This window comes from Halobacillus sp. H74 (assembly GCF_052246715.1).
In the GTDB taxonomy this organism is placed as follows: Bacteria; Bacillota; Bacilli; order Bacillales; family Halobacillaceae; genus Halobacillus; species Halobacillus litoralis_A.
The window spans coordinates 12,668-25,863 of the sequence record NZ_JBQQCI010000006.1 but is presented as its reverse complement, the minus strand read 5'-3'; the positions used below and the strand labels follow the sequence as shown (position 1 = coordinate 25,863).

Sequence of the window (13,196 nt, the reverse complement as noted above, 5' to 3'; positions counted from 1 at the left end):
ATGAAGAGAAAAGGAAGAAATGAATGAAAACAAAAGCGCAAGCGTCTTGATCAGCCTCGACAAGCTTAAGCAATCCTTTGAAGTCGCGGCTTTTTTCCACAGCAAAGTGCTTGTTTATGACCTCGAAATGGTAGAGGATAACCATAAATTGATTCACAATTATATAGTTAATGATTTCCAGAGAACAAGAAAAACGGCTACTCCAATTGGAATAGCCGCTTTATAATTGCTGTGTTACTGTATGATGTTCATTTTCAAATTCTAAGAGTTTTTGTTTTTTATCCAAACCACCAGCATAGCCCACCAGTTTCCCATTACTCCCGATGACTCGATGACATGGGACGACAATGGAAAATGGATTTTGGTTGATCGCTCCACCTACAGCACGAATCGCCTTTGGTGAATGCATAGAAGCAGCGATATCTTTATAAGAACGAGTTTCCCCGTATGGCGCATAGTGAAGAAGGGCTCGCCAGACTTGCCTTTGAAAATCTGTTCCATAGCAATTAAGCGGGACATGAAACTCCGATCGGTTTCCCTCAAAATATTCCATAATTTCAAGCATGGTTTGCTTCACATACGTATGCTCGGGGTCGTAAACCAACTCCCCTTTAAGGAAATGTTTCCTTTTCCAAGATTGATAGGAAGAGAGCCGCTCTTCATAATGGCCATAATCGATGCGGCATACTCCTTCATCATTGGCTAATACAGTCATTACACCCAATGGAGTTTCGAATGAGTCATAGTATAAGAAAGAATGATGGTTCATAGCCAACCCCTTCTTTTTAACAGTTTTTTCTATTATACAAGAGCCTTTCCTGATTGAAAAGGTACATTTGGTCATTGTTTTTGAAATTGGACGCCTTTTTCCATTTCAAACAACACCTGTTCATCCTCTTCTCGCTCCATCGCTTCCTCGATTGCAGCGAAACATTCCGGTTTGCCGATTTTCCCAAGCGCCCAGGCAGAAGTCCCTCTGATAACCGGCCTTGGATCTTCATTCATCAAACGGACAAGTTCATCAATTGCTGTTTCATCACGATAGTGGGCCAGGGCTAAAATCGCGTTTCTTTGAATCGGTTTTTTTCCACGCCAAGAACCGGAAATGAACCCGAATTTATCCTTGAATTGACGGTTGGAAATGGATAATAGTGGCGTCAATTTCGGTTTAGATACTTCTGGGTCTGGTTCGAATTCCTCGTGGTTATGAAAATCTTTTTTACGATTTTTTGGACAGACGGTTTGGCATGTGTCACAACCGTATAATCGATTTCCGATTTTAGTGCGGAACTCATCCGGCAAAAAGTCTTTCGTCTGCGTTAAGAAAGCGATACAACGTTGTGCGTTCAGTTGACCGCCCTGGACAAGCGCACCAGTCGGACACGCATCTACACAAATGTTGCATTCTCCACAGCTGTCATTCACAGGCTCATCCGGGGCAAAAGGAATGTTGGTAACCAATTCTCCTAAATATACATATGAACCAAACTCAGGAGTGATCACGGCACAATTTTTTCCACTGAAGCCGATACCCGCTCTCTCTGCGACAGCACGATCAGACAATTCCCCCGTATCCACCATCGATTTCAATTCAACTTCCGGAAACTTCTCTTGCAGAAAAGCTCCGAGTTTCTGTAAACGATCGCGCAGAACGTTATGGTAATCCTGCCCCCAGGAAGCACGGCAGAAAATACCTCGCCGATCTCCCTTTTTACTTCGAGGAGCATCGTGCATCTTTGAAGGATAAGCCAGGGCAATCGATATGATGGATTGAGCACCAGGAAGCAGGCGACCCGGTTCTGTCCGTTCTTCTACACTTCCTTTTTCAAAGCCAGACTGATACTCTAACTCTTGCTGTCGCTTCAATCTCGCTTTAAGCTCACCAAACACATCTGCAGAGGCAAAACCAATCTTATCGATGCCGATTTCTTTACTGTAGGCAATAACCTCTTCTTTAAACTGATGAAAATCCACCCTGACAACCTCCCTTCTATCTTAAGTCTTTAACTTTTGCTGTACGGATCCGGTTGAGTGTTGCTGCAATTTCAAACCTTCTTGGTCTGGCAAGCTCTCCTGGATGCTGATCTTTAAACGGTGCGAATGAAGCAAGACCCTGTTCATTGAATTGCTGGTCGATTTCATCTAATAAGTCGTGTAAAGAACGTTCTTGCTTTAGCACACCTTTTTTATCTAAATGCATGACAATATCTGCAATCATACGAGTTTGAGAAGTATCTACCAATTGTTCTACGCCATCTAAATCGATATCTACAGCACCCATCAGAATTTTTTTCTGACCTTTGGCTTGAACTTTTTCCTTTTTGCCTTTACGTGTCTGCAAACTAGAAGGTAAAAAGGAACGAGCTGGGAGGGCCCCGAATGTTTCTTCCGAAGAAGCGGTCCTTCCATTCGGATATTGTGCCGCGATTTGCTTAGCTTTTTCAGTTACATTATAGGGAATATATTGATCCATCATGATTACATCGTCAGCTACATTGAAATAATCCCCGGAGCCGCCCATGACCAGGATGGTAGAAACGTTAAGATCATCACGCATCTGTTTGATTTTATCAATGAATGGCGTAATCGGTTCTTTTTCTTGAACAACCAGTTCTTGCATCCGCTCATCACGAATCATGAAATTGGTCGCACTTGTATCTTCATCAATCAGCAAACTATCAGCACCTGCTTCTAAGGCTTCAATGACATTTGCTGCTTGCGAAGTACTTCCGCTTGCATTCTCTGTTGTAAAAGTAGTCGTATCCGTCCCGTGCGGCAGGTTTTTAATGAATGGCGATATATCCACCGTTGTCACACGCCGGCCATCTTCTGCTCTTACTTTGACGGCCTCTGGATCTGTGAGGACATATTCTCTGCCATCCCCTTTGATATGAGGATACACCCCACGCTCCATCGCATTCAAGAGGGTACTTTTACCATGATAACCCCCACCTACGATCAATACAATTCCTTTGTTCAGAGCCATGCCGGAAATAGGCTCCTCCCGATGTGGGATAGAGAATGATACACGGTTTTCCTCAGGACTCTTGAAAGCCACAGCCTCTTTCATCGGCCGTTGACTGATGCCACTCTCACGCGGCAAAACTGAACCATCTGCAACAAAGGAAATCCAACCATTTTTCTTCATTTCATCATGTATTGCCTGGTGCTGGTCTGCTAGTTTACATGCATCTTCCAACTCTTCATCTTTTATGGTGAAAACAGACTGCTTCATGATTTCAGGAATAATCGAGAAAAAGAGCTTCTCTGCCTGCTTTCCATTGATACGTCGCCCATTTGCAGGCAAACCTACTGTCAAACAAACCGTCACGTCATTTTCATTAAAGGAAACGGCTGTACGCTCAAGGATCTCCTGCCCAGGTCGATCGATGGCGACCATCCCGCTTTTTCCTGAACCTTTGACGCTTGTCTGTGTTTTTGCAATGGTTTTAGCAATGGCTCGTGTCAATCGATCTTCCGCATAATACTTCCTTCGTGGTTCTTCTTTCCAGTCATTGTCTATTGGCCGATGGCGATCGTCGATACGGACTCTTATCTTCGAAGGTGCGGCAAACGGATCCCCTTGAACATAATCAATAAACAAGTCATAGGTTTGAAAAGAGTATTTCCCTTGAATTTGTTTATAGCTTTTATAGCTTTTTCCATCAATTTGTTTCAATTGTTGTTGTAACTGCTTCATATTTTGGCCTCCTATGTTAAAACGATCTACTATAGGGTGTATCCAATTTTCATCAATAAAAAACGCAATGCTTCGTTACTCAATTAACGAAACACTGCGTTGGTTCACATAAGTATAAAATAAATGCATCACAATAGTGAATGGAGCGGGTGAAGGGAATCGAACCCTCATCATCAGCTTGGAAGGCTGAGGTTTTACCACTAAACTACACCCGCATGTATAAAATCTCATTAATCATGTTTCCTTAAAATCATGTCATGCTCCTTCCTCTACTCGATTATTCAAGGAAGTGATATCCGTCGGAGCAACTCGCAGTTTACTCGGCAGAAGCTTTGCTCGTGGCTGAGGTTTTACCACTAAACTACACCCGCGTGTATGTATGTTCATAATCATGATTACAATTGCCATTATAACAATCGAAATCTATCGACGCAATGAAAATTTTGATATTTTTTGTCGAATATTCTCTCACTCTTGGATCAGCGCTGAAACTTTTAATTAGCGTAGACGTATGTTATAAGAAGGAGGGAGAAGCTAATGATTAATCTTTTTCTCGGAATTTGTATGATCGGTATCATTTCACTTATTGTATGGAGTTATATTTTCGACCCGAACAATGGTCTAATAGTGTCTTTTACAAAGAAGAAGTTTATACTTACCCTTGTTATCTTGAGTCTTATTACAATTTACTTATTATCCACTGGGATCTACCAATCCTTCCTGTAACTCAATGGTAACGACCTTTATTTAACACCATCTAACCAAAGGGAACCACTGAAATAGCAATCCCCTTTTTAATTCCTTCTGGATTGAAATACGAAAATCAATGAAAAAACGACAAATGCGAGCAAATGAATAGAATCAATGAAGAGTTTGAAAAGGTCGAACAGAACTGTTGTACTCATACCGTACACCCCCACAGAAGGATTTTTCGAGGTCTCCTGGCAGTGCTTCACAAAGAAGATAGTGGGTTGAAAGCTAAGAAAGTTCAGCGGTGTTTCGATATTTGATTATATATTTTATTGTGCACTGAATCTAAAACTTTATGCTTCGTTCACCTTATTTTTCACGCCTCTATGATTCTTTCTTTTCTTACCAATTTGTGTCGTCAACACGACTCCGGATATAACCAATAGCGCTCCCGTCACTTGCATCAGAGTGATCTTTTCTCCTAACCAGAAGTAAGCTCCTCCCATGGTGAATACAGGCAGGAAATTTAGAAATACAGAAGCTTTCGAAGCACCTAGCTGTTCCACGGCATTATTGTAAAAAATGAGAGCAATCAAAGATGGGAAAATTCCTAAATACAAGAAGCTGAGAATATAGTCCACTTTCCATAAAAACGGGACGCCATACATCCACCATTCTATAACGACGAATGGAAATAAAACGAGAGTAGCAATGCTTGTCATCATAAACAGAGCACCTAATGGCGGAAACAGATGGATGGATTGTTTCACAACGATCGAATACACTGCCCAGGATAAAATGGCTCCGATCATAATGATATCCCCTGTATTCCAATTCAGCGAAACTAAGTTCCCGAAACGCCCATCTATAACCACCCAAAGGGCACCGGTAAAGGAGATGATCACTCCGATCCATTGAAGTGGCAATAAGCGTTCCTTCAATAAAAACGCACTTAAAATTACAGTTAAAACAGGAATGACGGTCTCAAGAACGGATACATTAGTTGCAGACGTATATTGTAATGCTCCGTATATAAACGTATTGAAAAAAGCCACTCCTGTTAATGTCATGATTAAAAGTGGCCGCCGGTGGTTCCAAAAAGTCGCCCTATGTTCGCGTGCGCTGCGGATACCGATAGGGAGCAGGAAAATCAATGCAACAAACAAACGTAAAAATGCAATGGTGAATGGAAGCAAGTCATTCAATGCTTTTCCAATTAAAATATTCCCTGCATAAAATAGTACGACGAAAATCAAAAGTATGTATGGATACATAAACCCCACCCTCCCCTGCACATGTTTCTTAATCCAATGTAACATGAATTCACTTCTATGAAAGCTTAGAGGTGCACACAAGAACAAAAGTATAACCGCATTTTAACCCGACAAGCAGAAGCCAAGAACGCCAATGACGTTCTTTGTCTCAGAGAGGATTGACTTAAGACGTTGCGGGGGCAGGCTTTGCCTTATGAAGCAAGTAATATTCATAGCTGAGATTATAAGTATTAGACGATAAAAAAAGAGCCACCTAAGCGGCTCTTTTTCCATTTATAAGACCACCGTGTTTTTCAAAGCAGCGATCAAATTCTCAAACTCTTCTTCAATCTGACTAGTAATATCTGATTTTCTGTAGGTTTCATCTTCTTCCATTGAGAGTCCGGGTTCAATCATTAACGTTCGCCCACCTATAAATACAACTTCGATTTTACGAGGCGGAGTGTTCTCCTTCAGGCTATACTCTTCAAAATACTCCTTCAACGAAATGATTTTTTCCGTGAAAAGTGTTTCCTTCTTCAAAGTCATATCAGGTGAGAGGCTGAGAACGGTCAAAGTACGGTCATTCCGATTTACAATGAACAATTGCTGCTGCCCAGAACTTAGAACTTCCAAAGAACAATAGTTGTCGGATTCAAACAAATCTTCCGTAAACTCAAGGACTGCCGCCGATCTTAGTTTGTTCAAATCACCTGTACTTAACCTTTCTTTGAGAGAGATGGACATGGAATGAAAACCTCCTTAAAGTATCTTCACTCTTTTCTTCCCCTATACCGATAGGAAACAAACCAGACCACTAAAAAATAAACAAATTTTACCACAAATAATAAGGAGCGGGGCTCCTAAAGTTCGACGGTTTCGACACACTCTTGTATAAATAGAGATTATTCTCAAAAAGCATCATTAAAATCATAATCGACCCTACTATTAATGACCTTACAAACGATCGTGGATATACTTAAATAAATTCACCGTTTCAATATAGACCTCAATACTTTTGTTTTCAATTGAAAGAGCAAGCTTTCCGCTGGCAGTTTTAGCTAGTTCCCGGATTTCTTCATCATTTGTAAGATCCAGGAGTTGTTTGATCATATCTTGTTTTTCCTGGCTGTCTTTTTTTAAAGCTTTCCATTCCTCTTTTGTATCCATTTCAATCGATTGTAAATCCTCCGTGACCCCTTGACCTAAACCAGAGAACAAATCTTTCACTTGGGCATTTTCTTTTGCACTCTCCTGTATCGACCTGAGAGTTCGTGGATCCACTATTTCTTCTTTCTGTTCTATCACTCCAGCCGTTTCTTCCTGCTCGATCGTCACTGTTTCATAATTATCCTGACTTTCGATATTCTGAATTGCGTTTACTTCAGTGGTTCCTTTTTCATCTATTTCTGATAGTTGCCACACACCAAAACTGATCGCCAGCACTCCCAGGATCGATGTTCCTTTGACGAACTTACTCATATCCATTCCCTTCCTATAAAAAATTTCCCATTAACCCTATGTATTTGATTTTTTCGACAATTCTCTTTGTAACACAATTGTAACATTCCGAGGAAATACCGTAAACGTAATTGTTGGATAAAAGTGCAAAAAAAAGAGAAGCAAATGCTCCTCTCTTGGATGGTTTCTATAAGTGGATGGTGGGCAGCCAAGCATTCTATAAATTTTCAATGAATAGGCGGATGACATCAGCTCCACCAATGAAAGTACCCAGTGAACTTCCTATGTTAGCAAGTACGACCACCAATAGAATACGAGTTACTTTATTATTCCAAAAACCTTTAACACTTGTCACATCATCCGAAAGTGTTTCAAAGTCAGCCACATTCGGCCGGCGGAAATAGGCTTGTACAATTCCCGCAAACCAACCTGCTGCTATTAAGGGGTTCAATGATGTGATTGGGGCAAGAACAAATGCAGTCACCACCGCTAAAGGATGCGCCAGTGCAGCAGCAGCACCAATGGCAGAAAATGATCCATTCCATAAAACCCAGCTGATCGTTTGTTGTGTTCCGGCAGCTGGATTAGCCCAAAACGTATAAAGGATGATCGATATGATAAGAAACGGGATTGACCAACCAATAATTTTGGGAAGCTTGGACTTAGGTGGCCGTTGAGTCAACTGCTTCAAATCATGCTCTTTATGAATTTCCTCTTTTATACCTGGTACATGAGCAGCGCCAAGTACTGCCACCACTTTTTCACCTGGCGCTTTTCTGATTTTCTGGGCAAGATATTGATCTCTTTCATCTATAAGCGGTTTTTTCAAAGCAGGAAAATTATCCGTCAGGTCTTGAAGCATACCGTCCAGCATATCCTGGGACTTCATTTTTTCTAATTCCTCTTCAGAAATTTTGTCATTACTGAAAATCCCATAGAAAATTGATAGAAGAAGCTTCCCTTTCCCAATGAAACCAATGTTTCCCCAAATCCGTGAAAAGGTAATTTGAATATTTCTGTCTGCTAATACCAGCTCAGCCCCTGTCTCCTCTGCTGAGTCCATTCCCTGGATCATTTCCTGCCCAGCTTGGATTCCGAATTGTTGGGCCATTTTTCTCTGGAAAGATGAAATTGCTAAATTAACGAGTAAGAGCGTGGCTTTTTTATTTTTTATCACTTCAAAAATGTCTGTATTTTTCCAACGGTCGCCATCCTTAATTGACTGGTACCTTTGTTCATCAAGTTCTACACAGACCGAATCCGGTTGTTCTTTTTCAATTACCTCTTTAACCTGTTCAGCACTCTGTTTTGAAACATGAGCCGTTCCGATCAGAATGTATTCTTTATCATCAATGTGAATGCGTGTAATGTTTTCTTCCATGACAGCCATATAATCCTTCCTTTTATCCTATGTACGAATTTTTACTCTCCCTCTAATACTAAACTAGAATAGATCATTTGAGAATCCTTTCCTGTGGGATCAGTTAAAGTTAGTGGTTGATAATAAGTAAAGTTCAATTATAATAAGCCGACGGGTTATTAATAAAACCGATCAAGTCAATCACACCCGCTGTGAGGAGTACGAGAGCCAGCCCAATGAAAATAAAACGAATGACTTTGTGACTTGTTTTCTCTGTTTTGAAATGTTTGATTCCTTGTAAGGGGAAAAATAAAATGCATAATCCAAATAGAAGAGTAAAAATAAAAAAGATAACAGACACCTCCAAAGCATATAAACTCCTCCTCCTTCCATACGAATGACAATTATTTCAGTTTCAATTTCATGATGAGATTTTAACAAAACAAACGAACATATTCGGTAATAGAAGTTGAAGATCAGCATTTACCTTCTAAAACCTCTGTTGCATTGACAAACCTGTAAAGGAAAGATAAAATCTCTATAAATTATAGGAATAATGAATTACTCGTATATTTTTGGAAATAGGGTCCAAACGTTTCTACCAAACTACCGTAAATGGTTTGACTACGAGAGGGATAGGCGGCAGTGTCATGAGCAGTCGCTATCCTTCTTTTGTCGAACCCTAGTGTCTGAACTAGGGTTTTTTTATATCAAAAGGAGGGGGAACATCATGAAAGTCAATCAAGAAACCATGACTAAAAACATTCAAATAGCTAATAAAGAATTACCCGCAGACCTAGTCATAAAAAACGCAAAGGTCATTGATGTATTCAACCTGGAAATCCTTCATACAGATGTCGCCATCGCTGGGGGACGAATCGTGGGGTTAGGAAAATATGAAGGGAAAGAAACATTTAATGCTGAGGGCAAGTTTTTAGCTCCTTCCTTTATCGATGGGCACGTTCATATTGAATCATCTATGGTGCCCCCGTCTGAGTTTGCCAAAGTTGTTCTTCCGCATGGGGTTACAACTGTCATTACTGATCCCCATGAAATAGGAAATGTGCTGGGTAAAGCCGGCATAGAGTTCATGATCGAGAACTCAAAGAAACTTCCATTAGATGTCCTTTTCATGTTACCTTCCTGCGTTCCTGCTACCCCATTTGAAAATTCAGGAGCGAAACTTACCGCTGAAGATCTTCGGCCATTCTTATCTCATGAACAAGTCTTAGGATTGGCCGAAGTGATGGATTATCCTTCCCTAAAAAATGCGAGTCCCTCTCTTCTTGAAAAAATAGTTGAAACACGAGCCCAAGGTGGACAAATCGATGGCCACTTGGCTGGGTTAGATGAGAATGCTGTTAATGTTTATACGAGTGCAGGAGTTAAAACAGACCATGAATGCAATACATCAGAGGAAGCATTGCATCGATTAAGACGCGGGATGTATTTAATGATTCGAGAAGGATCTGTGGCCAAAGATCTAAACGCAATACTCCCTGTCGTCAACGCTCACAACTTAAGACGCTGCCTGTTCTGTACAGATGACAAACACATTGATGACCTTATAAAGGAAGGCAGTATCGACCATCATGTACGCTTAGCAGTCAAGCAGGGTTTTGACCCGTTGATGGCAATTCAAATGGCAACGCTAAATCCAGCAGAATGTTATGGGCTCCAGCAAAAAGGGGCAATTGCTCCCGGCTATGAAGCGGACTTTCTTCTTTTTGATGATATGAAAGACCTTGATATCACCCATGTTTTTAAAAAAGGACGATTAGTCGCTCGTCATGGGAAATTTTTAGAAGAAGATATTGAAACCAGCCAATTGCCAGAAAGCATAAAAGGCACAGTCCACCTCACGAAGTTGACTAAAGCATCGCTTGCCATCCCGATGAATGCCACTAGTAAAGCAAACATTATCCAGATGCATCCAAACCAACTTAGAACTACCCATATCACAGAAGAAGTAAATGTGTGTAAGGGTCATTTTCTTCCCTCCGTAGGAAATGACCAATTAAAAATCGCTGTTATAGAAAGACACCATAAGACTGGAAATATCGGTCTTGGAATTATCAAAGGGACCGGACTTCAAAAAGGAGCCATCGCCACAACGATTGCTCATGACTCGCATAACATTGTAGCAGTAGGGACGAATGACGATGATATTCTGAAAGCAATCGACCACTTAGAAGAGATGGGAGGAGGATTAGCGAATACTGAAAACAGCACCCTGCTTTCCTCTCTCCCGCTTCCCATCGCCGGCTTGATGTCAGACCGAAAAACGGAACAAGTGGATGCAGGCTTGAAACATATCCATGAAACACTCTACAAACAAGGATTCAGAGGACAATTCAATCCTTTTTTAACCTTGTCCTTCATGACATTGCCAGTCATACCTTCCTTGAAAATAACTGACAAAGGTTTATTCGATGTAGAAAATTCAAAGCATATAAAGGTTTCTTTATAATCTGGTATAGTTAATAACCATCTCACAAGATGTCACAGACAGTTATTCTGGACAGTAAAAGAGATCAGGCGCTTGCCTGACCTCTTTTATACCCTAACTAGTATCAGCTTGAATTCGACTTATTCGTCAGCTCTCGGCTGATCTTTTCAACGACCCTTGATAAGTCTTCATCTATACGTGCTCCACTGAAACGCAAAACCGTCCATCCATGATTCTTCAGATACACTTCCTTTTCCCATTCATCATCCATCTCGTCAGAAGAGTTGAGGAAATCCTGTTCGATGGCTTCAACAGCGATCTTAACTGAAGGAAAAGCTATATCAATACTGTACTTACCAATTTGATAATGAAGACTGGGGCGCAGACCATAAGAAAGTAATCCATCATAAAGTTTCTTTTCAAGTGTTGAATTGAATTGTTCATGGTCTTCACCAACCGATTCATCATCGTCCTTCCTTACTCGTAACGTTAATACAATGGACAGAATAAGCAACGACATAAAAGCTGAATACTCAATGAACATTGTTATATTCATAATAATCACCCACTATCATTCTATCCAACAACCACCCTATTCTATTCATACGATTATGACCAAACAAGGTCTAATTCTTCCTTTTCAATAAATTCAAACACAGAAAGGACTGAATCACATGAGCTTTTTATTTGGTCAAATAAAAAAAGGGCGGCCTAACGCCGACCTAGATTAATCAAAATACCTCTTAATATATTCTTGTTCTTCCTCTGCATTCAAAAGCCCAGTAGCTCTCCCAACGTTACCCCCTTTCCATTGCCAAATGGTATTGTGTACTTCAACGGCATTCTCGAAATCACCACGTCCCCATGAGGTCAAAGTTTTTTCATAAAAATCATAATTCTCGTATTCCTTCGATGTTCCTTCTATTTTCAGTAAGACCGCCTGCATTTCTGCGATTCGATCAGGTGTAATACGCAAATGACCCGCCCACTTTTCATTTGATTCAACTTTTTGGTGCGACATTTTATGTATCATATCCTGAAAGAATGACTCAGTAGGAAGGTTGTCTGCGTCAACTGCTTCCACCTCAATTGAATCTACCTGCTCTTCAAATTCTTTTTGCGCCTTTTCCCTGTTCTCTGCTTCTTGCTGTTGATCCTTAATATCCGTTACAAGCAGAAAGAGAAAGATACCACCAAGGACAATAGCCAAACTGCCAAAAACCCCAATAAACCACTTGTATTTATTCAACCCCTCATCACACCCTTCTTCTGTCCTGTAGCCTTTATAAATAGTATAAAGGAAATTTTTAGGGTTTTGAATGCAAACTCCTTTGTTGCCTCCGTATTTCTTCGTAATAGTCTGCGAGCATAACCAAATAAAAATTTGAAGTCGTTGCCTCCCCCCGACTGAAGACCATCCGTTTAGTTAAGTGATGTTCTTCACCGCAAAGGGATAGAAGAAGTCCGGCTAAGATCGTACAATCCCCCCTCACCATGTGAATCGTGAGCTCTTTTTAAAAATCCAGGATCTTCCCAAAAGCTCATGTTTATCACTTTGGTACAAAGGGTAAATTGTGAATATAACCCGATTCCAATAGAAAGGATGAGCACTATGTCCAAAAATTCACAGTACCAACCTATAGGAGGAAGTGGGGAAGAACCATCAGACGCTCAGGAAGTTAATTATGCAAAAGAATTTAAACAAGCAGATATTGCTGGTGGATATCGAAAACCTAAAGTGAAAGATGCAAAAAATGAAAATCCTAACTTAAAAAGATAGATCATCTTAAAGCAGCTTTCTTAGCTGCTTTTTTTCTTTACTTGTTATTTACGAAGTTTTTACGTCCTGGAGCACTTTTCCTTCGAATCTTCTGTACATAAGGTTTCTTTCCGAACTTATCAAACTACTCCAACTAACGTTTCACAACCACAACTTCAGCTTCAGTAAAATTATATAGAGCGTGGATCACCTCCGACTTACTACGTGTAGAGTATGCGCACTACTCCTCACGTCTTTAATTCTTAACTTGACCCACCCTTATGTGCGACTATCTTCTGTCAGGCAGTCTGTGGCATGGTCTTTCCGTCCTTCGTCAAAAGAATGATAGCATCCACATGTCCACCCCCTTATACGCCAATACCGTTACCTGTGACAAGTTAAACTTCTCCATCCCTGCCTTGTAGTCCTTCAATAACAGGTACTTATACATAGGATTGCGTTCGATATACCTACCTGTTAAAATCTAACGGTCTAGTAGAACGTATTAGGTATTTTCTTAATTT

The 13,196-nt window shown here is 40.6% G+C and carries 13 protein-coding genes, 1 tRNA gene and 1 riboswitch; of the genes, 4 read left to right on the top strand and 10 right to left on the bottom strand.

Features of this window, described 5'->3' with window-relative positions; translation table 11 throughout:
* The first annotated feature begins 19 nt into the window (after positions 1–19).
* On the top strand, positions 20–226 hold the full coding sequence (locus ACTWPX_RS14160; RefSeq protein WP_443120306.1) for a hypothetical protein: 207 nt from the start codon (positions 20–22) through the stop codon (positions 224–226).
* Here the strand turns inward: ACTWPX_RS14160 and ACTWPX_RS14155 are convergent.
* From ACTWPX_RS14155 to ACTWPX_RS14140, 4 genes are all read right to left on the bottom strand, one after another.
* Entirely contained in the window at positions 221–769 is a 549-nt protein-coding gene (locus ACTWPX_RS14155) for a methylated-DNA--[protein]-cysteine S-methyltransferase (RefSeq protein WP_443120305.1), read from the bottom strand. The genes ACTWPX_RS14160 and ACTWPX_RS14155 overlap by 6 nt on opposite strands.
* A 71-nt stretch (positions 770–840) precedes the next feature.
* Positions 841–1,974, bottom strand: coding sequence for a tRNA epoxyqueuosine(34) reductase QueG (gene queG, locus ACTWPX_RS14150; protein ID WP_443120304.1), 1,134 nt, complete (start codon positions 1,972–1,974; stop codon positions 841–843).
* A gap of 16 nt (positions 1,975–1,990) precedes the next feature.
* On the bottom strand, positions 1,991–3,700 hold the full coding sequence (locus tag ACTWPX_RS14145; protein ID WP_443120303.1) for an ABC-ATPase domain-containing protein: 1,710 nt from the start codon (positions 3,698–3,700) through the stop codon (positions 1,991–1,993).
* A 141-nt stretch (positions 3,701–3,841) separates the two neighbouring features.
* Positions 3,842–3,915, bottom strand: a tRNA-Gly gene (locus ACTWPX_RS14140).
* Positions 3,916–4,237: 322 nt separating this feature from the next.
* On the opposite strand from ACTWPX_RS14140, the gene ACTWPX_RS14135 reads away from it, so the two are divergent.
* The gene (locus ACTWPX_RS14135) at positions 4,238–4,426 is read left to right on the top strand and encodes a hypothetical protein (protein WP_443120302.1); all 189 of its coding nucleotides are present in this window, start codon (positions 4,238–4,240) and stop codon (positions 4,424–4,426) included.
* Positions 4,427–4,743: 317 nt separating this feature from the next.
* Here the strand turns inward: ACTWPX_RS14135 and ACTWPX_RS14130 are convergent, their stop codons facing one another.
* From ACTWPX_RS14130 to ACTWPX_RS14115, 4 genes are all read right to left on the bottom strand, one after another.
* Positions 4,744–5,664, bottom strand: coding sequence for a DMT family transporter (locus ACTWPX_RS14130; RefSeq protein WP_443120301.1), 921 nt, complete (start codon positions 5,662–5,664; stop codon positions 4,744–4,746).
* 273 nt (positions 5,665–5,937) lie between these two features.
* Positions 5,938–6,390: a hypothetical protein gene (locus tag ACTWPX_RS14125; RefSeq protein ID WP_443120300.1), complete on the bottom strand. Its 453-nt coding sequence runs from the start codon at positions 6,388–6,390 to the stop codon at positions 5,938–5,940.
* Positions 6,391–6,600: 210 nt separating this feature from the next.
* Positions 6,601–7,125, bottom strand: a complete 525-nt coding sequence (locus tag ACTWPX_RS14120) for a hypothetical protein (RefSeq protein ID WP_443120299.1) — start codon at positions 7,123–7,125, stop codon at positions 6,601–6,603.
* A gap of 196 nt (positions 7,126–7,321) precedes the next feature.
* On the bottom strand, positions 7,322–8,494 hold the full coding sequence (locus ACTWPX_RS14115; protein WP_443120298.1) for a TraB/GumN family protein: 1,173 nt from the start codon (positions 8,492–8,494) through the stop codon (positions 7,322–7,324).
* A 515-nt stretch (positions 8,495–9,009) separates the two neighbouring features.
* Positions 9,010–9,111, top strand: a riboswitch (purine riboswitch).
* 83 nt (positions 9,112–9,194) lie between these two features.
* Here ACTWPX_RS14115 and ade point away from each other — a divergent pair.
* The gene (ade, locus tag ACTWPX_RS14110; RefSeq protein ID WP_443120297.1) at positions 9,195–10,934 is read left to right on the top strand and encodes an adenine deaminase; all 1,740 of its coding nucleotides are present in this window, start codon (positions 9,195–9,197) and stop codon (positions 10,932–10,934) included.
* Positions 10,935–11,037: 103 nt separating this feature from the next.
* On the opposite strand, the gene ACTWPX_RS14105 is transcribed toward ade, so the two are convergent.
* Together ACTWPX_RS14105 and ACTWPX_RS14100 are read right to left on the bottom strand one after the other, a co-directional pair.
* Positions 11,038–11,469 carry a DUF559 domain-containing protein gene (locus ACTWPX_RS14105; protein WP_443120296.1) on the bottom strand — a complete coding sequence of 144 codons (432 nt, stop codon included), beginning with the start codon at positions 11,467–11,469 and terminating at the stop codon, positions 11,038–11,040.
* Positions 11,470–11,640: 171 nt separating this feature from the next.
* On the bottom strand, positions 11,641–12,162 hold the full coding sequence (locus ACTWPX_RS14100) for a DUF6241 domain-containing protein (RefSeq protein ID WP_128523886.1): 522 nt from the start codon (positions 12,160–12,162) through the stop codon (positions 11,641–11,643).
* Positions 12,163–12,525: 363 nt separating this feature from the next.
* Here ACTWPX_RS14100 and ACTWPX_RS14095 point away from each other — a divergent pair, with 363 nt between their 5' ends.
* On the top strand, positions 12,526–12,693 hold the full coding sequence (locus ACTWPX_RS14095) for a YfhE family protein (RefSeq protein WP_128523888.1): 168 nt from the start codon (positions 12,526–12,528) through the stop codon (positions 12,691–12,693).
* The last annotated feature ends 503 nt before the right edge of the window (positions 12,694–13,196 follow it).